This window comes from Duganella sp. S19_KUP01_CR8 (assembly GCF_036688705.1).
Lineage (GTDB): Bacteria > Pseudomonadota > Gammaproteobacteria > Burkholderiales > Burkholderiaceae_D > Rugamonas.
In genome coordinates this window covers 133,958-152,783 of sequence record NZ_JAQQPR010000012.1, presented here as the reverse complement: position 1 = coordinate 152,783, position 18,826 = coordinate 133,958, and the positions used below count along the sequence as shown (strand labels likewise).

18 protein-coding genes are annotated in these 18,826 nt (G+C 63.6%); 14 read left to right on the top strand and 4 right to left on the bottom strand.

The annotated features are described in order from the left end of the window. Nucleotide 1 precedes the first annotated feature (1 nt). Nucleotides 2–640, bottom strand: coding sequence for a transcriptional repressor LexA (gene lexA / locus V6M89_RS14205; RefSeq protein ID WP_116990170.1), 639 nt, complete (start codon nt 638–640; stop codon nt 2–4). Between the two features lie 290 nt (nt 641–930). Here lexA and rpsF point away from each other — a divergent pair, with 290 nt between their 5' ends. The 8 genes from rpsF to V6M89_RS14165 all read left to right on the top strand — a co-directional run bounded on the left by rpsF (nt 931) and on the right by V6M89_RS14165 (nt 6,104). Further along, nucleotides 931–1,317, top strand: a complete 387-nt coding sequence (rpsF, locus tag V6M89_RS14200; RefSeq protein ID WP_026334223.1) for a 30S ribosomal protein S6 — start codon at nt 931–933, stop codon at nt 1,315–1,317. An 18-nt stretch (nt 1,318–1,335) separates the two neighbouring features. Further along, entirely contained in the window at nt 1,336–1,641 is a 306-nt protein-coding gene (gene priB, locus V6M89_RS14195; RefSeq protein WP_116990659.1) for a primosomal replication protein N, read from the top strand. 15 nt (nt 1,642–1,656) lie between these two features. Beyond that, nucleotides 1,657–1,947, top strand: a complete 291-nt coding sequence (gene rpsR, locus V6M89_RS14190; protein WP_008450941.1) for a 30S ribosomal protein S18 — start codon at nt 1,657–1,659, stop codon at nt 1,945–1,947. A 34-nt stretch (nt 1,948–1,981) separates the two neighbouring features. Beyond that, the gene (gene rplI / locus V6M89_RS14185) at nt 1,982–2,434 is read left to right on the top strand and encodes a 50S ribosomal protein L9 (protein WP_116990169.1); all 453 of its coding nucleotides are present in this window, start codon (nt 1,982–1,984) and stop codon (nt 2,432–2,434) included. 121 nt (nt 2,435–2,555) lie between these two features. Beyond that, nucleotides 2,556–3,941, top strand: coding sequence for a replicative DNA helicase (locus V6M89_RS14180; protein WP_332853775.1), 1,386 nt, complete (start codon nt 2,556–2,558; stop codon nt 3,939–3,941). 74 nt (nt 3,942–4,015) lie between these two features. Next, nucleotides 4,016–4,642 (top strand): DUF47 domain-containing protein, encoded by a 627-nt coding sequence (locus V6M89_RS14175; RefSeq protein WP_026334225.1) that lies wholly within the window; start codon nt 4,016–4,018, stop codon nt 4,640–4,642. A gap of 23 nt (nt 4,643–4,665) precedes the next feature. Continuing rightward, complete coding sequence (locus V6M89_RS14170; RefSeq protein ID WP_332853774.1) at nt 4,666–5,676, top strand: inorganic phosphate transporter; 1,011 nt, start codon at nt 4,666–4,668, stop codon at nt 5,674–5,676. Nucleotides 5,677–5,717: 41 nt separating this feature from the next. Then, on the top strand, nt 5,718–6,104 hold the full coding sequence (locus tag V6M89_RS14165; RefSeq protein ID WP_332853773.1) for a hypothetical protein: 387 nt from the start codon (nt 5,718–5,720) through the stop codon (nt 6,102–6,104). On the opposite strand, the gene V6M89_RS14160 is transcribed toward V6M89_RS14165, so the two are convergent. After that, nucleotides 6,081–6,680: a TetR/AcrR family transcriptional regulator gene (locus V6M89_RS14160; protein WP_332853772.1), complete on the bottom strand. Its 600-nt coding sequence runs from the start codon at nt 6,678–6,680 to the stop codon at nt 6,081–6,083. The genes V6M89_RS14165 and V6M89_RS14160 overlap by 24 nt on opposite strands. Before the next feature lie 72 nt (nt 6,681–6,752). Between V6M89_RS14160 and V6M89_RS14155 the strand changes: the two genes are divergently transcribed. The 4 genes from V6M89_RS14155 (at nt 6,753) to V6M89_RS14140 (ending at nt 11,238) form a co-directional block, all read left to right on the top strand. Then, complete coding sequence (locus V6M89_RS14155; protein WP_332853771.1) at nt 6,753–7,208, top strand: nuclear transport factor 2 family protein; 456 nt, start codon at nt 6,753–6,755, stop codon at nt 7,206–7,208. Between the two features lie 125 nt (nt 7,209–7,333). Continuing rightward, nucleotides 7,334–9,820: an MASE4 domain-containing protein gene (locus V6M89_RS14150; RefSeq protein WP_332853770.1), complete on the top strand. Its 2,487-nt coding sequence runs from the start codon at nt 7,334–7,336 to the stop codon at nt 9,818–9,820. Between the two features lie 85 nt (nt 9,821–9,905). After that, the gene (locus tag V6M89_RS14145) at nt 9,906–10,763 is read left to right on the top strand and encodes a metallophosphoesterase (RefSeq protein WP_332853769.1); all 858 of its coding nucleotides are present in this window, start codon (nt 9,906–9,908) and stop codon (nt 10,761–10,763) included. 10 nt (nt 10,764–10,773) lie between these two features. Next, nucleotides 10,774–11,238: a GNAT family N-acetyltransferase gene (locus V6M89_RS14140; protein WP_332853768.1), complete on the top strand. Its 465-nt coding sequence runs from the start codon at nt 10,774–10,776 to the stop codon at nt 11,236–11,238. Here the strand turns inward: V6M89_RS14140 and V6M89_RS14135 are convergent. Next, nucleotides 11,231–13,588: a GspE/PulE family protein gene (locus tag V6M89_RS14135; protein WP_332853767.1), complete on the bottom strand. Its 2,358-nt coding sequence runs from the start codon at nt 13,586–13,588 to the stop codon at nt 11,231–11,233. The genes V6M89_RS14140 and V6M89_RS14135 overlap by 8 nt on opposite strands. A gap of 11 nt (nt 13,589–13,599) precedes the next feature. Further along, a complete protein-coding gene (locus V6M89_RS14130) occupies nt 13,600–14,496 on the bottom strand; it encodes an MBL fold metallo-hydrolase (RefSeq protein ID WP_332853766.1) in 897 nt (298 codons plus the stop codon). Between the two features lie 212 nt (nt 14,497–14,708). Here V6M89_RS14130 and V6M89_RS14125 point away from each other — a divergent pair, with 212 nt between their 5' ends. Further along, complete coding sequence (locus tag V6M89_RS14125; RefSeq protein WP_332853765.1) at nt 14,709–16,325, top strand: HD domain-containing phosphohydrolase; 1,617 nt, start codon at nt 14,709–14,711, stop codon at nt 16,323–16,325. A 26-nt stretch (nt 16,326–16,351) separates the two neighbouring features. After that, nucleotides 16,352–18,631, top strand: a complete 2,280-nt coding sequence (locus V6M89_RS14120) for a CHASE2 domain-containing protein (protein WP_332853764.1) — start codon at nt 16,352–16,354, stop codon at nt 18,629–18,631. Nucleotides 18,632–18,826: the final 195 nt, after the last annotated feature.

The following is an 18,826-nucleotide window of genomic DNA, read 5'->3' as shown; positions in this document are numbered from 1 at the left end:
TTTAGTGCCAGCTGCGCATCAGGCCGACCGCCAGGCCTTCCAGCGCGAACTCGTCGGCTTCAGGATCGACCTTGATGATCTTGAAATCCGGGTTTTCCGGCAGCAGCTCGACCAGGGAGCCGGTCTTGCGATAACGCTTGACGGTGACGTCGTTGCCGATGCGGGCCACGACGATCTGGCCGTTCTTGGCGCTGTCCACCTTTTTCACTGCCAGCAGGTCGCCGTCCATGATGCCGGCGTCGCGCATCGATTCGCCGCGCACCTTCAGCAGATAGTCCGGCTTGGAGGAGAACATGGCCGGATCGACGCTGTAGCTGGTCTCCAGGTTTTCCTGCGCCAGGATGGGCGAGCCGGCGGCCACGCGGCCGATCAGCGGCAGCGACATCATCAGCGACACCGGCACCTTGGAGGCGGCCGGTTCGGCGTGCACGCCCAGCAGGCGGATGCCGCGCGAGGTGCCGGCGGCGATCTCGATCGCGCCCTTGCGCGCCAGCGCCTGCAGATGCTCCTCGGCCGCGTTGGCGGATTTGAAGCCCAGTTCATTGGCGATTTCGGCACGGGTCGGCGGGAAGCCGGTGTTCTCGATGGCATCCTTGATCAGATTGAGAATTTGTTCCTGTCTTGCGGTGAGCTTGATCATAGAGTGCTTTAGGCCTGTGTATATAGACAGTCTGTATTTTTGTACAGTGTGAAGCGAAATGCAAGGGAATTTGTTGCTTAGCGCGAAATAAATTCATGGTGGGGTCAAGTCTGACATTCGGACACGGCCTCGACCGTAGCACCGCACTACGGTCGAGGCCGTGTCCGAATGTCAGACTTGACCCCGGATTGTCTTTTGCCGGAAAAGCTGATATAGTCGCGGGCTTACCTCTTCCCACACCTGTCTTGACGCCAGGGTGGGCTATATTCACAGTCCTTAAGGGAGTTTGCATGCGTCACTATGAAATAGTATTTATCGTCCACCCGGACCAGAGCGAGCAAGTGCCCGCCATGATCGAGCGTTACAAAGCCTCGGTAACCACCCGCGGCGGCGCCGTGCACCGTGTTGAAGATTGGGGTCGTCGTCAGATGGCTTACTCGATCCAGAAACTGGCTAAAGCACACTACATCTGCCTGAACATCGAATGCGACAACGAGACCCTGGTCGAGCTGGAAACCGCCTTCAAATTCAATGATGCCGTGCTGCGTCACCTGACCGTCAAGATGAAGAAAGCGGAAACCGCTCCTTCGCCGATGATGAAGTCGGTACAACGTGAAGATGCAGCGAAATCGCATCGCACCGAAGCTCCAGCAGTTGCTGCTGCTCCTGCGGCCTAATTGTTGCCAGGAACCGAGCTGAACCAGCTCCAGTTTATTGCCTTGATCGCCGAACGGGACGCCTTGCGCTACACCCCGGCCGGCATGCCGATCGTGAACGCTGTACTCCAGCACCGATCCCAGCAGACCGAGGCAGGCATCGCCCGATTGAGCGAGTTTGAAATTTCCGCGGTTGCCGCGGGCGAGATTTCAGGCCGCTTCAGTCAGGCGCCACTGGCAGGCATGTATCAGTTCAACGGTTTTCTGAACAAGAAGAATCGCAATAGCAAAAGCCTGGTGTTTCACATCATTGATTTTAGTGCTGTCCCAGACAGCTCAATTTAGATACAGGAGCCTAAAATGGCATTCGGTAAAAAGTTCGACAAAAACAAGCTCAAGCTGAAAGAAAAGCGCAAGCAACAGAATCCTTTGTTCAAGCGTAAGAAATTCTGCCGCTTCACCGCCGCAAACGTAGAACAAGTTGACTACAAAGACGTCGACACCCTGAAAGACTTCGTCCAGGAAAACGGCAAAATCATGCCAGCACGTCTGACCGGTACCAAGGCGCACTACCAGCGTCAAGTTGACACCGCAATCAAGCGCGCTCGCTACCTCGCGCTGCTGCCTTACACCGATCTGCACCACGCTTAATCGCGTCGTCTAGATAAGATCCTGGAGAAGAACTATGCAAATCATTCTGTTAGAAAAAGTCGTCAACCTGGGCAACCTGGGTGAAGTCGTTAAAGTTAAAGACGGTTACGCACGTAACTTCCTGATTCCGCAAAAAATGGCCCGCCGCGCTACCGCGTCCGCCGTTGCTGAATTCGAAGTCAAGCGCGCTGAACTGGAAAAAGCTGCTGCTGAAAAGCTGGCTGCCGCTCAAGCTCAAGGCGAGAAACTGAACGGCATGACCGTGACCGTTTCGCAAAAAGCTGGTGTTGACGGCCGTCTGTTCGGCTCCGTCACCAACTTCGACATCGCTGAAGCGCTGACCAAAGCTGGTTTCGCTGTTGAAAAAGCTGCTGTGCGCATGCCTACCGGTCCTCTGAAGACCGTTGGCGAGCACCCAGTAAGCGTTGCTCTGCACACCGACGTGGTGGTGGAAGTGACCGTTGCTGTCGTAGGCGAAGCTGCCTGATATTCGACCGGACGGCGACGTCTGGTCGGTATAGCAACACATTGAAAAAGCCGGGCTTGCCCGGCTTTTTTCTCGTCATAAATTTGTAATACGGCTCAAGCAAGCAGGTATAATTCGCGCCATGAACGCCCCCTCCGATCCGCAAGTAGATTCACTCCGCGTCCCGCCGCATTCCATCGAAGCAGAACAGTCCGTCATCGGCGGCCTGCTGCGCGATAATGCGGCGTTCGACCGCATTGCGGATATGATGCATCCGGAAGACTTTTACCGCTACGACCACCGCATCATCTACGAGCAAGTCGTCAAGATGATCAACGCGTCCAGGCCGGCCGACGTCATCACGGTGTTTGAAACCCTGACCCAGCTGGGCAAGGCGGAAGACGTGGGCGGCCTGACCTACCTGAACGCCATGGCGCAAAACACGCCATCGGCCGCCAACATCCGCCGTTACGCCGAGATCGTTCGCGATCGTTCCATCCTGCGCCAGCTGATCACGGTCGCCGACGAAATTTCCGGCCAGGCCTTCAGCCCGCAAGGCAAGGAAGTCAAGCAGATGCTCGACGAGGCCGAATCGAAGATCTTCGCCATCGCCGAGCAGGGCGCCCGCGGCGCCGCCGGCTGGACCCCGGTGCAGCCGCTGCTGACCCAGGTGGTCGAGCGCATCGACGAACTGTATTCGCGCGAGTCCGGCTCCGAGATCACCGGCGTGCCGACCGGCTGGATCGACCTCGACCGCATGACCTCCGGCCTGCAGCCGGGCGACATGGTGGTGGTGGCCGGCCGCCCGTCGATGGGCAAGACCGCGTTCTCGATGAACATCGCCGAGAACGTCGCGGTGGAAGAGGGCCTGCCGGTGGCCGTGTTCTCGATGGAGATGGGCGGCGTGCAGCTGGCCATGCGTATGCTCGGTTCGGTCGGCCAGCTCGACCAGCACCGCCTGCGCACCGGCAAGCTGAACGACGAGGATTGGCCGCGCCTGACGCACGCCATCCAGAAAATGAACGACGCCCAGGTGTATATCGACGAGACGCCGGCGCTGAACCCGATCGAGATGCGGGCCCGCGCGCGCCGCCTGTCGCGCCAGTGCGGCAAGCTGGGCCTGATCGTGGTCGATTACCTGCAACTGATGCAGGGCTCCACCCAGGGCGACAACCGCGCCTCCGAGATCTCGGAAATCTCGCGCTCGCTCAAGGGCCTGGCCAAAGAGCTGCAATGCCCGGTGATCGCGCTGTCGCAGCTGAACCGCTCGCTGGAGCAACGCCCCAACAAACGTCCCGTCATGTCCGACTTGCGCGAATCCGGCGCTATCGAGCAGGACGCGGACGTCATCATCTTCTTGTATCGCGACGAGGTCTACAACCCGGACTCGCCCGATAAAGGAACGGCCGAGATCATTATCGGCAAGCAGCGTAACGGCCCTATCGGCTCGGTTCGCCTGACCTGGATCGGCCAGTACACCAAGTTTGGCAACTACACCGGCAACCTGGCGCTGTACCAAGGCGACTAAGCCAGCACGACTAATCTTTACGCCGTCCTTACCCGGGGCGGCGATCTGCAGTAATTAATGGAACGGAGAATAAAATGTTTGGACGTTTGATGCCCACCGAGGGCAAATTTTTTGACCTGTTTAACCAACACGCCGAACTGTGCGTCAAAGGTGCAAAAGAAATGCTGGGCCTGATGTCCAATTTCGACGATCTGGAAAATCGCGTGCACGCGATTGAAAGCATCGAAAAGCAAGCCGACAAGATCACCTACGCCACCGTCGACCTGCTGCACAAGACCTTCATCACGCCGATCGACCGTGACGACATCCACAAGCTGATCACCCGCATGGACGACATCCTCGACCTGCTGGAGGACGCCGCCCAGACCGTCTCGCTGTACGACCTGCATTCGGTCACGCCGGAAGCCAAGCGCCTGGCCGAGCTGGTGCTGGCCTGCGCCGAGAAAGTGCGCGACGCCGTGGCCCTGCTGCACAATATGGACAACTCGCGCCAGATCGTCGCCATCTGCGAAGAGATCGACCGCCTGGAATCGGACGCCGACCATGTGATGCGCGCCGCCATGTCCAAGCTGTTCCGCGACGAACCGGACGTGCGCAACCTGATCAAGATGAAGGCCATCTACGAGATCCTGGAAACCGTGACCGACCGTTGCGAAGATGTGGCCAACATCATCGAAGGCATCATCGTCGAAAACGCATAATAACTACAAAAGAATAGTCCAACATGCATACCCTACAAATCAGCATCTACGTGCTGGGCATCCTGATCGCCCTGGCGCTGGTGTTTGACTTCATGAACGGCTTCCACGACGCCGCCAACGCGATCGCGACCGTGGTCTCGACCGGCGTGCTCAAGCCGCAGACGGCGGTGGCCATGGCCGCGTTCTTCAATTTCACCGCGATCTTCGTGGTCGGCCTGCACGTCGCGTCGACGGTGGGCAAGGGCACCATCGATCCCGGCATCGTCGATCAGTACGTGATCTTCGGCGCGCTGGTCGGCGCCATCGTGTGGAATCTGTTCACCTGGTACTACGGCATTCCTTCGTCGTCCTCGCACGCGCTGATCGGCGGCCTGGTCGGCGCCGCGGTGGCCAAGTCCGGCACCAGCGCGCTGGTCGGCGGCGGCCTGCTGAAGACGGTGCAGTGGATCATCCTGTCGCCGCTGATGGGCTTTGTGTTCGGATCCATCATCATGCTGATCGTGTCGTGGATCTTCGTGCGCTCGACGCCGCGCCGGGTCGACAAGTGGTTCCGCCGCCTGCAACTGGCGTCGGCCGCCGCATACAGCCTGGGCCACGGCGGCAACGATGCGCAGAAAACCATCGGCATCATCTGGATGCTGCTGATCGCGGTCGGCCAGGTGCCGGTCGGCGACGCGGCGCCGCCGCTGTGGGTGGTGATTTCGTGCTACACGGCGATCTCGTTCGGCACGCTGTTCGGCGGCTGGCGCATCGTCAAGACCATGGGCCAGAAGATCACCAAGCTCAAGCCGGTGGGCGGCTTCTGCGCCGAAACCGGTGGCGCGCTGACCTTGCTGATCGCCTCGCACTTCGGCGTGCCGGTCTCGACGACGCACACCATCACCGGCGCGATCGTCGGCGTCGGTTCGGCGCAGAAGATGTCGGCGGTGCGCTGGGGCGTGGCGGGCAATATCGTGTGGGCCTGGGTGTTCACCATCCCGGCCTCGGCGTTTGTCGCCGCGCTGGCCTGGTGGATCGGCCACCACATCATGTAAGCATCAAGGGAGCTTCGGCTCCCTTTTTTAATGGACGCGGCATGCAGAAAATAGATTTCACGCAGTTGATGCAATTGGCGCAGGCGTCGGCCGGGGTGGCGGTTCCGTGCAGTTGCAGTACCGTTGCGCTGGCGGCCTGGCAGCGCTTGCCGACCTCGCTGGAGCTGGACCGCTTCGAGGAAGTCGGCACGCTGATGGACGATCCTTACGACGAGCCGACCTTCGCCGAATATCATCCGCACGGCACGCGCTACGAAAGCGAGGATGCGCCGATCGCGCCGCGCTACTATCCTTGCAACCTGAGCCAGGTCGCGCGCTGCCTGAACTGCGGCCGCCACTACCTGCGCTACAACGAGGCCGGCGGCTACTTCACCGAGCTGCGCATCCGCGCCTTGCAGCCGCAGCTACTGGTCGACGCCGCCCTGTAGTCCCAGCATCCGCGCCGCCATCGTCCGCGCCAGCACGGCCGGCGCGGGGACTGCTATCGGCAAATCCGTGAACGCCTCGTCGATCGCCAGATTGGCCAGTCCGTGCGCCAGGCTCCATCCGGTCAACGCCAGTTCCGGCCCGCGTGCCGCGTCGAAAGCGGTGGCCGCCGCGACCAGCACATTGAACGCGCCCTCGGCCGCCTGTTTCAGATCCGGGTGGTGGGACTTCTGCGCCAGCATCGGGCCGAACATCAGACGGAACTGCGCCGGCCGCGCGCGGGCGAATTCGACATACACCTCGCAGATATCCATCAGCCGCTCGCCCTGGGCGCGGGCATGGTCGCCGTCGGCCGCCGCCATGGCCGCAGCCAGTCCGGCGAAGGCGCGCGCCGCCACCGCCGCCAGCAATTGCTCGCGGCTGGCGAAGTGATGGTAGGGCGCCGCATGCGACACGCCGGCCGCCTTGGCGACTTCGCGCAAGGTCAGCGCCTGCGCGCCGTCCTGGGCGAGCAGGGCGTCGGCGGCATCGAGCAGGCTGTCGCGCAGATTGCCGTGATGGTAGGGTTTGCTGGCCATGAAGTTATCTTGACATGAGAAAGATATCATCGCACTATACAGATCTTTCCAGTGTAAAGATTGGAGTCCGCCATGTACCACTTTATCGTTGGCCGCAAGCTGCGGCGTGCTTTTGGGGATATCAACGCCGGCGCCTACGAGCGGGTGCTGCCGCAGTTCGCGGCCGCGCACCGCCACGTGATGCACGGCCAACATCCGCTGGCCGGCGAGCGCCGCACGATGGCGTCGACCGCGCAGTGGTACGCGCGCCTGGCGCGGCTGCTGCCGGGCTTGCGTTTCGAGATCGATGCCATCGCCGTCACCGGCTGGCCGTGGCGCACGGTCGCCACCGTGACGTGGAAGGATCGCTTCACGCTGCCCGACGGCAGCACCGGCTCCAACCAGGGCGTGCATGAATTCGAACTGCGCTGGGGCCGCGTGAGCAAGCTGGAGGTCCATTGCGACACGGCGAAACTGGAGCGCTACTGCCGCGGCATGGCCGCCGGCGGCATCGCCGAGGCCGCCGCCGCGCCGATCAGCGACGCCTGAAGCCCACATGATGTGTTGCAGGTAAGCCGCAGTTATCTGCATTTGTTTCGCCAGATGTAACTCCGCCGTGTACGGATGTACAATAACTTGCAGGCTGAAAGGCCGTCAACCACCGTGGAGGATGCATGACGGAGACGTCGCCGGCAGCAAGCTTGCCATTGTTGCCTTTGATGGAGGCAGACCGGCCGGCGCGCAAGCGCGCGCTGGTGCTCACGCTGGTTTCGGTGCTGGTCTTTTGCGCGCTGCTGCCTTACACCAAGGTGCCGTTGCCGGCGCTGGCCGCCTTCATCCCCATCTACGAATCGAGCCTGCTGCTCAACGACCTGATTACCGCCGTGATGCTGTTCGGGCACTTCAGCATCCTGCGCTCGAAATCGCTGCTGGTGCTGGCCGGCGGCTACCTGTTCACCGCCTTGCTGACCGTGCCGCACATGCTGACCTTCCCGGGGTTGTTCTCGCCCAGCGGCTGGCTGGGAGGGCATAGCCAGGCCACGGCCTGGCTGTATGTGTTCTGGCACGGCGGCTTCCCCGCCTGCGTGGCCGCTTATGCGCTGCTGGGCCATCGCGAACGCCAGCGGCCGCATGCCGCGGCGCCGTCCCCGCTGGCCGCGCTGTGGGCGATCGCCGCGGCGCTGCTGGCCGCCGCCGCCTTTACCGTGCTGGCCACGGCGGGCCACGACTTGCTGCCGCCTATCCTGGTGTCGGGCCACTACTCGCTGGCCGGCCGCATCGTGCTGGCCGGCACCTGGGGCGCCAGCGTGGTCGCGCTGGTGGTGTTGTGGCGCTATTCAAAACGCTCGCTGCTGGACCTGTGGCTGGGCGTGGTGATGGCGGCCTGGCTGTGCGACATCGGCCTGTCGGCCGTGCTCAACGCCGGCCGCTACGACGTCGGCTGGTACGCCGGCCGCATCTACGGCCTGTTTGCCGCCAGCTGCGTGCTGATCGTGCTGCTCCTGGAGAGCAACAAGCTGTTTGCCCGCCTGGTGGTGTCCCATGAGCACGCGCTGCAGCGCAGCGCCGACCTGCAGCGCCTGAACCTGCAAAACGAGCAGCGCGCCATGCAGTATGCGAACGCGCTGGAGGAGCTGCACTTCAAGGAGGAGGAAATCCGCGCGGTGGTGCACAACATCGCCGACTGCGTGCTGACCACCGACGCCGCCGGCGTGGTGCGTAGCGCCAATCCGGCGCTGGAGCGGGTGTTCGGCTACGCCGCGGCGGACGTGGTGGGGCGCCACATCTCGCTGCTGATACCGGAACTGGCGGTCGACAGCGAGCGCGCCTTCATCCGCGACGGCGAGGTCGAAGGCCTGCACCGCGACGGCCGCCAGCTGCCGCTGGAACTGGCGATGAACGATTTCGAAGTGCATGGCGTGCGGCAGTCGGTGGTGGTGCTGGCCGATATCGGCGAGCGCAAACAGTTCGTGGCCGAGCTGCGGCGCGCGCAGATCAACGCCGAGCAGGCCAACCAGGCCAAGTCGACCTTCCTGGCCAATATGAGCCATGAACTGCGCACGCCGCTCAACGCCATCCTCGGCTTCGCGCAGATCCTGGCGGCGGACAAGATGCCGGTGACGCCGGAGAAGCGGCGCGAATTCATCCAGCACATCCTCAAGGCCGGCAAGCATTTGCTGGTGCTGATCAACGAGGTGCTGGACCTGGCCAAGGTCGAGTCGGGCACGCTGTCGCTGTCGGTCGAGGCGGTCGAGCTGGATGAGATCATGACCAGCTGCCAGCAGATGATAGGGCCGCTGGCCGACAAGCGCGACCTGCGCCTGCGCTTCGTGCTCGACCCCGGCATGCATGTGCAGGCCGACCACACGCGCCTGAAGCAGGTGCTGCTCAACCTGCTGAGCAATGCGGTCAAGTACAACCGCAAGGGCGGGCTGGTCAGCGTGACCTGCGTCGCCCTGTCGCCCGAGCGCACCCGGATCGCGATCCAGGACGGCGGCGAGGGCCTCACCCAGGCCCAGCTTGCCCAGCTGTTCCAGCCCTTCAACCGGCTGGGGCGCGAGGCGTCGAGCGAGGAGGGCACCGGCATCGGCCTGGTGATGACCCGGCGCCTGGTGGAAATGATGGGCGGGACCATCGGCGTCAGCAGCACGGTCGGCGTCGGCAGCGTGTTCTGGATCGAGTTGAAGGCGGCCGCCGCGCTGCGCGTCGCGACCGGGTTCAGCCAGGTCATGCCGGTCGACCTGCAGGCCAGCGCCGGGGCCGGGCAGCGCAGCCTGCTGTACGTGGAAGACAATCCGGCCAACCTGTTGCTGGTGCGGGAACTGATCGGCTTTCGCGGCGACCTCAAGCTGTTGACCGCCAGCGAGGCCAGCACCGGCCTGCGGCTGGCGCGCGAGCAGCAGCCGGACGTGATCCTGATGGACATCAACCTGCCCGGCATGAGCGGCAACAAAGCGATGCGGCTGCTGAGCGCCGATCCGGCCACCCAGGACATTCCGGTCATCGCGCTGTCGGCCAATGCGATGTCGCACGATGTCGCGCGCAGCCGGCAGGAAGGCTTCATGTGCTACCTGACCAAGCCGCTGAACCTGGACGAGTTCACCGAGGCGCTGAACGCGGCGCTGCGGCGCTCTGAGCAGCGCGCCAGCCGCAGCCTGTAGTCCGGCCCGCCGCATGCCGCCGCCAGCCTGCGGCGTCCCAAATAGGCTATCATGCCGCCTCTTTACCCGTTTGATTGTTCTTCCCATGAAAGTTCCCCGCAGCAAGCATTTTTCACCGCACCGGAGCAAGCTGGAAGCGCTGTTGAATGTCGTCCTGATGGGGGGCGTGGTGAGCGCCTTGAGCTACCACAGCCGCTTGCATGGCCGCCTCGGCGTGACCCGCCACACCGTCACGCTGGCGCGCGGCCAGCGCCTGCCGCGCCCGCTCAAGATCGCGTTTGCCTCCGACTTCCACGCCGGCCCGCCGACCCACGCCGGCATCTTCAACGATCTGTTCGCCAGCATCGCCGCCGAGCAGCCGGACGTGCTGCTGATGGGCGGCGACTACGTGTCCGGCCCGGCCGCCAATGCCGCCGTGCTGTGCCCGGCGCTGGCGGCCTGCCGTCCGCCGCTGGGCAAGTTTGCCGTGCTGGGCAATCACGACCTGTCCACCGACGACGGCGAGATCTGCCGCCGCTTCGAGGCGGCCGGGGTGCAGATGCTGGTCAACCGCGCGCTGGCCTTGCCGGCGCCGTTCGCCAATGTGTCGATCTGCGGCATGGACGATCCCTGGACCGGCGAGCCGGACGGCGCCGCCACCTTCGGCGGCGTGGCCGACTCGGCCGTGCGGGTGCTGCTGATGCACGCGCCGGACGGCTTGCTGGAGCTGGCCGGCCAGCGCTACGACGTCGCCTTCGCCGGCCACACGCACGGCGGCCAGATCGCGCTGCGCGACGGCACGCCGCTGGTGCTGCCGTCCGGTCCGCTGTCGCGTCCCTATCATTATGGACGCTTCCCGGTGGCCGGTAATGGCGAGCTGATCGTTAGTCGTGGCGTGGGTTGCAGCCGGATTCCGGTGCGCATCAACGCCGATCCTGAACTGGTGATCTGTACTGTGCAATAATCTGCACACCATGGACACCGACATCCTCCTCCAGACCGAAGATCCCACCGCCCGCGACTCCCTGTTGTTGATGGAGGAGTTGTCGACCGCGCTGGAAGCGATCACCGGCGACAGCGGCCGCTCCTCCTTCGACATCGACGACGTGGTCGGCCCTTCGGGCTGCTTCGTGGTGGCGCGCGACGGCGCCGGCCTGGCGCTGGGCTGCGGCGCGCTGCGGCCGCTGGAGCCGGGCGTGGCCGAGATCAAGCGCATGTACGCGCGCCATGGCACCAGCGGCGTCGGCAGCGCGGTGCTGCGTTTCCTGGAGGATGAGGCCGTGGCCCTGGGCTACCAGGCGCTGTGGCTGGAGACGCGCCTGGTCAACCGCCGCGCCGTCGATTTCTACGAAGCGCGCGGCTACCGCCGCATCGCCAACTACGGCAAGTACATCGGCAACCCGCTGGCCGTCTGCTTTGAAAAACAATTGCCTATTTGATGCAGACCGCCCGCACCATCTTGATGTCGGTGATGCCCAGCAGGACTTTCTCGATGCCGTCCATCTTCAAGGTCAGCATGCCGTCTTCCAGCGCGGCCGCCAGCAGCTGGGCGACGCGGGCGTGTTCCTGTAGCAGCTTCTTGACCTTGTCGCTGCCTATCATCAGCTCGTGCAGGCCGACCCGGCCCTTGTAACCCTTGTTGCACTCGTCGCAGCCGACCGCGCGGTACAGCGTGAACTTGCCGTCCCTGGCGTAGCGCTGGCGCCAACCGGCCAGCACGGCGGCGCGGCCGGCGGCGCCGTCCTTGATGAAGCTTTCGGTGTTGAGCAGCTCCTCGCAGAACTCCGTCAACAGCAGGTTCAGTTCCTCCTCGCCCGGCTGGTAAGCCTGCTTGCAGTTGCCGCACAGGCGCTTGGCCAGGCGCTGCGCCAGGATGCCCAGCAGCGCGTCGGCGAAGTTGAACGGGTCCATGCCCATGTCCAGCAGCCGCACGATGGATTCCGGCGCGCTGTTGGTGTGCAGCGTGGCGAACACCAGGTGGCCGGTCAGCGAGGCCTCGATGCCCATGCCGACGGTTTCCTTGTCGCGCATCTCGCCGACCATGATGATGTCCGGGTCGGCGCGCAGGAAGGCCCGCATCACGGTGGCGAAGTCCAGCCCCGCCTTGCGGTTGACCTGCACCTGGCGCAGACCTTTCTGGGTGATCTCGACCGGATCCTCGGCGGTCCAGATCTTGGTGTCCGGCGTGTTCAGGTAGTTCAGCACCGAGTGCAGCGTGGTGGTCTTGCCGGAACCGGTCGGGCCGCAGACGAAAAACAGGCCATACGGCTTCTCGATGGTGGCGCGCAGCCGTTCCAGGTTGAACGGCAGCACGCCCAGCTTGTCGAGCGGTATCGGTTCGCCGGCCGCCAGGATGCGCATCACGATGTCCTCGACGCCGCCGGCCGAGGGGATGGTCGCCACCCGCAGCTCGATGTCCAGCGGGCCGTATTTCTTGAACTTGATCTTGCCGTCCTGCGGCTTGCGGCGCTCGGAGATGTCGAGGTCGCACATGATCTTCACCCGCGCCACCAGCGCGCTGCGGTAGGAGGCGGGGATCTCGATGTAGGGCACCAGCGTGCCGTCCTTGCGGAAGCGGATGCCGGTCTTGCCCTTGCCGGGCAGCGGTTCGATGTGGATGTCCGACACGCCCTGGCGGTAGGCGTCGACGATGATCTTGTTGAGCAGCTTGACCAGCTCGTTCTCGACCGCTTCCGACACCTCGGCCGAAGCGCCTTCGTAATCGCCGTCATCGTCGTCCATGCCCGACAACAGCTCGCCGACGCTGCCGCTGTCGCCGGCGGCGCCGAAGAAGTGCTCGATCATCATGCGGAATTCGCGGTTGCTGGTGACGCGGAACACCGGCTTGGCCTTGGGGAAGATCTGGTTGACGATGTGGGTGTGGGCCACCCGCTCCGGGTCCAGCGCCACCACCAGCATGCCGTCCTTGCTGTCCTCCAGCGGCATCCAGCCGGATTCCTCGATGTACTGGCGCTTCAGGTTCCGCAGCAGCTCGACCGGCTTGATGCGGTCCGCCCTGAAGTGCTCATACGGCACGCTGAAATGCCGCTCCAGCGAGGCGCCGATGGCCGCCAGCTTGACCTGGAATTCGTCGATCAGCACATCCTCGACATCGTGTTCCTTCTTGCGGGCCGAGCGCGTGGCCAGCTCCAGTTCCGGCGCCGACAGCACCGCGTCCGTCACCAGCCCGTCATATTTGGTGCGTACCATTTGCGGCGGCTTCATGCGCTGGCTGAAGGCCACCGACAGGGTGTCGCACAGCTCCTTGACGCCGGCCTCGGCAATGGAGGAGAACGGCGCGCGGTCGCGGTTGTTGATGAACTGGACCACGCCCAGCAGCTCGCGCGACTGCACCGCGATCAGCGGCGCCACCAGCATCTGCTTGGTGCGGTAGCCGGTGCGCTGGTCCACGCCCTGCTGGAAGCGCAGCTCCGGCGAGTAGCGCGCCAGCTCGGCCTGGTCGTAGACGTCGGCCAGGTTGATGGTCTTGCGGGTCAGCGCGACGTAGCCGGCGATCGAGGCCGGCGTGACCGCCAGCTTGAGGTCGCGGAACGAGGTGAGCCCGGTCTTGACCTTGGAGACGATGTAATCCTTTTCATGATCCATCGCGTACAGCGTGAAGCGGTCGCAGTTGAACAGGTCGCAGAATTCCATGCCGAGATCGAGCATGATCTCGTCCAGGTTGCTGGTGGCGTGGATCTTGGTGGTGACCGTTTGCAGCTTCTGGAAAAACGCCAGCCGCAGGTCGACATCGCTGGGGTGTGGACTGGGGTTGCCGGCGTCGTTCATGTGAGCTTTCGCTAGGTCAGTAGAACTTCCATGCCTTCATACGCGAGGAAGACCTTCAGGTCGCCCAGCAGCGGCGCGTGGCGCGCCATCACATCTGCGAACACGGCTTCGAGTTCGTCGTCGCTGCGGGTCGGTTCATGATGGGTGCAGTATAGCGCTTTGGCGCCGGTGCGCAGCGCCATGGCGAAGGCGGAATCGAAGGTGCCGTGGCCCCAGCCCTGCTTGGCCGGATATTCCTCGCGGGTGTAGGAGCAGTCGACGATCAGCGCGTCGACCCCTTGCACCGTGGCGTCGATCGCGGTGTTGCGTTCCTCCATCCATTGCTGGTAGCTGGCGTGCTCCGGGTGGCCGGGCGGATGGATGTTGTAGTGCGGCTCGTGGTCGCCGGTGAAGAACACCGACTTGCCGTTGCACTCGATGCGGTAGCCGAGGTCGGTGACCGGATGGTTCATCACCACGTTGTGCACGGTGGCGTCGCCGACCTGGATCGGCTGGTCGATGGTCAGGGTCTGGTATTCGATGGTGGCGTCCATCTGGGTTTCGCTGACCGGGAAGTAGCTGTTTTGCAACTGCACGCCCATCACGTGCTCGATGCCGTTGCCGGTCACCGGGTCGGTCACGCCGTGCAGGCGCACGCGGCTGTCGCGCACGAACAGCGGCGTGAAGAAGGGCAGGCCGTGGATATGGTCCCAGTGGCTGTGGGTGATGAAGATGTTGGCGTGGACCGGGGTTCTTTTGTTTTGCAACAGGGATTGGGCCAGCGAAAAGATGCCGGTGCCGCCATCGATGACGATCAGGGTGTCGTTGTCGGTGCGCACTTCGATGCAGGTGGTGTTGCCGCCATAACGCGCGGTGCGCGGGCCGGGGGAGGGAATGGAACCGCGCACTCCCCAAAAAATAAATTTCATACTCAGTCCCTGTTCTTTTTTTGCTAGATACTCTGGCCGATGATAGCTTTTTTTCTCGGCAACAGGGAAAAACCCGACACTGTCGGCGCTAATTTTGTGTCTTGGAGCATTTGCCGATGTACAACAGCTTGTGCTAGAGATACACTTCGAAAGTGCGCCTGAGCGTCTGGCGGCTAGCGCAGGCCCATACTACAGGTATTGAAAAAACAACCATGCAAGAGTTGAATCAAACGCAGATCTCCCAGCGGCTCGACCAGCTGACGGAACTGAGCGTCCAGCTGGGCAGCAGCCACGACACCGATACGCTGTTGGAGCGTATCCTGATCGTTGCGAAAAGCATGACCAACGCCGACGGCGGCACCCTGTACCGCCCCAGCGAGGACAAACGTTACCTCGATTTTACGATCCTGATCAACGATACCCTCAAGACTCATCAAGGCGGCATCAATGGCGAGCCGATCACGGCGCCCGGCGTGCCCCTGTTCGACGAGAGCGGCGAGAAAAACCTGGCCTCGGTGGCGGCCTACGCCGCGCACTTCGGCCTGTCGGTCAACATCGAGGACGTCTACAAGGCGGACGTGTTCAATTTCTCCGGCATGGTCAAGTTCGACCAACTGCGCCAGTACCACTCGCAATCGTTCCTGACGGTGCCGATGAGCGACCACGAGGGCGAGCTGGTCGGCGTGCTGCAACTGATCAACGCCAAGGACAGCGACACCGGCGCCATCCGCGCCTTCAGCCAGACCGACCAGCGCTTCATCGAGGCGCTGGCGGCGCAGGCCGCCGTGGCGCTGACCCACCAGCGCCTGATCGCCCAGTTGGAAGAGCTGCTGGAGTCGCTGGTCAACCTGATCAACATCGGCATCGATGAAAAATCGCCGTACACCGGCCGCCACTGCCAGTTCGTGCCGGAATTGACGATGATGCTGGCCGAAGCCGTGCACGCCACCGAAACCGGCCCGATGGCCGATTTCCGCATGACCGAGCAGGACCGCAAGGAACTGTGGCTGGCCGGCCTGCTGCACGACTGCGGCAAGATCACCACGCCGGTGCACGTGGTCGACAAGGCCACCAAGCTGGAAACCATTTTCGACCGCATCGCCGTCATCGACACCCGCTTCGAAGTGCTGCTGCGCGACGCCGAGATCGACGCGCTGCGGCGCAAGCTGGCCGGCGGCGACCACGGCGCCATCGATGCCGAACTGGCGCAGCTGCAGGCCACGCTGCGCGAGGAGCGCGACTTCATCCGCGTCGCCAACATCGGCGGCGAGGGCATGAAGGCGGAGGACCAGGAGCGCGTGCGCCAGATCGGCCAGCGCCGCTGGGGCGGCGTGGATGGCGTCGAGCAGGACTTCTTCAACGCCGACGAGCTGATGAACCTGACCATCAAGTTCGGCACGCTGACCGACACCGAGCGCAAGGTCATCAACAACCACATCTCGATGTCGATCCGCATGCTGGAGGCGCTGCCGTGGCCCAAGCACCTGAAGAACGTGCCGGAATACGCCGGCGGCCACCACGAGCGCATGGACGGCAAGGGCTATCCGCGCGGGCTGACCAAGGAGCAGATGTCGATCCAGGCGCGGGTGATGGCGATCGCCGACATCTTCGAGGCGCTGACCGCCAAGGACCGGCCTTACAAGAAAGGCAAGATGCTGTCGGAGTCCCTGCGCATCCTGGGCAACTTCTCGCTCAACGGCCACATCGATCCCGACCTGTTCGACATCTTCATCCGCAGCAAGATCTATCTGGTCTTCGCCCAAAAGAACATGGACGAAAAACAGATCGACGACATCGACGAAACCAAAATCCCCGGATATACGCCCTAACGCCCTAACCCCCGGAAGGAGCGCGCGTGCGCCTGATCCCCGCCAAGTGGACCAAGACCCTGTTGAAGTACGGCCCGCGCTGGCTGCTTGGCGTGCTCATCACGACGGCCGGCGTGCTGTACTCGCTCAACATCTGGGAGAGCGAGGCCGTGGCCCGCTTCGACAACCTGCTGGCCGGCGAACGCATGAAGCTGGAGGCGCCGACGCTGGATCCGCGCATCGTCATCGTCGACATCGACGGCAAGGCGCTGACCGAGTTCGGCCGCTTCCCGTGGAGCCGCAACATCCAGGCGCTGCTGATCTCGCAGCTGACCGGCCGCTACCAGGTCAAGGCGGTCGGCTACGATATCTCCTTCCCCGAGCCTGACACCAGTTCCGGCTACGGCGTGCTGGAGAAACTGTCCAACAAGGAGCTCAGCGACGTGCCGGCGCTCAGGCAGAAACTGGCCGAGCTCAAGCCGGCGCTCGACTACGACGGCCTGTTCGCCGCCGCGCTGGCCGGGCAGCCGGTGATCCTGGGCTTCAACCTGTCGCCGGACCAGGTCAAGGGCGAGCTGCCCAAGCCGCTGTTCACCGAGCAGGACCTGAACGGCCGCGAACTGACCGCCTACAACGCCCCCGGCTACGAGGCCAACGTGCCGGTGCTGCAACGGGCGGCGGCCGGCGGCGGCAGTTTTTCCGTCTCCACCGATCCGGACGGCATCGTCCGCTCGGCCTACCTGATCCAGCAGGTCGGCGACAAATACTATCCTTCGCTGTCGGTGGCCACGGCCGGCCTGTACCTGGGGGCGCGGGCGATCAAGCCGCTGCTGACGGAATCGGTGGACCAGCTGTCGCAGAACCAGCTCGACAGCGGCGGCTACGACGCCCTGACCATCCTGCTGCCGGAGCGCAAGCAGCGCGTGATCCCGGTCGGCGAGGCGATGACCACGGTGGTGCAGTTCCGCGGCACCGGCGGCCCGGCCGGCGGCGCCTTCCGCTACGTGTCGGCGGCGGACGTGCTGACCGGGCGCGCGCCGGTTGAGCTATTGAAAGGCACGGCCGTGCTGATCGGCACCACCGCGCCCGGCTTGGTCGACTTGCGCGCCACGCCGGTCAAGGCCGAATACCCGGGGGTGGAAATCCACGCCAACATCATCAAGTCCATCCTGGACAACCGCTTCAAGTCGCGGCCCTACTATGCGTTTGCGCTGGAGGCCGGGCAGATCCTGGCGATCGGCCTGGTGCTGAGCTTTGCGCTGGCCGCGCTGTCGCCGCTGCGCTCCATCCTGCTGGGCGTGCTGGTGCTGGCCGCCAGCTTCGGCCTGAACTACTACGAATACACCTCGCTCGACCTGATCTACAACCTGGCGATGCAGCTGATCGTGGTCGCCGCCGTGTTCGTGCTCAACGTGGCCTGGGGCTATTTCTTCGAGGTCAGGAAAGGGCAGGCGCTGGTGTCGCGCTTCGGCGAGTACGTGGCGCCCGAGCTGGTGGCCGAGATGGCCGACGATCCCGAAAAATACAATATGGACGGCGAAAGCCGCGAGCTGACCGTGCTGTTCGTCGACGTGCGCGGCTTCACCACCATTTCCGAAGGGCTGACGCCCAAGCAGCTGCGCGAATACATCAACCTGTACCTGACGGCGATGTCGGAAGACATCCGCGACAGCCACCGGGGCACGCTGGACAAGTACATCGGCGACGCCGTCATGGCCTTCTGGGGCGCGCCGGTGGCGTTTGCCGACCACGCCAGCCGCGCGGTCGCCACCTCGCTGCTGATGCAGGCTTCCGCCCACCGCCTCAACGACGACTTCATCGCGCGCGGCTGGCCGCCGCTGAAGATCGGCATCGGCCTCAATTCCGGCCTGATGCACGTGGGCGACATGGGCTCGAAAATCCGCCGCGCCTACACCGTCATGGGCGACGCCGTGAACCTGGGCTCGCGGCTGGAAGGCATCACCAAGGTGTACGGCGTCGGCATCACGGTCGGCGAAGCCACCCGCGCCGCCGCGCCGGAATACGCCTACCGCGAGCTGGACCTGGTGCGGGTCAAGGGCAAGAACGAGCCGGTGGCGATTTTCGAGCCGATCGCGCTGGAAAAAGATCTCGATCCGGCCGCCCGCAGCGAGCTGGAGCGCTGGCATTCGGCGCTGGCTGCCGTGCGCGCGCAACAGTGGGATCAAGCAATGGCAATAATTATTGATTTAAAGACATTATTGCCTGACCGCAGCCTGTATTCCTTATATACTGAGCGCATCGCATATTACCGAGCTCATCCTCCCGGCGTGGACTGGGACGGCGTTACCACGTTTGAAACCAAATAGCAAAAAAGTTCAATCTTGAAGGCGAAGTAAAAAAGCGCAATCCAGCCACAAGCAGGAAAAAAAAGTGGCGGCCTGAGCAAAGAAGGCTACACTGAGAGGAATATTAGTTTCCTTGTGGCTATGCTTTTGCGGGCGCTTTCAAGCCCTTCGGACCACCAACAATTCTGAATCACCGACTCGCGGCGCACCGGGGCG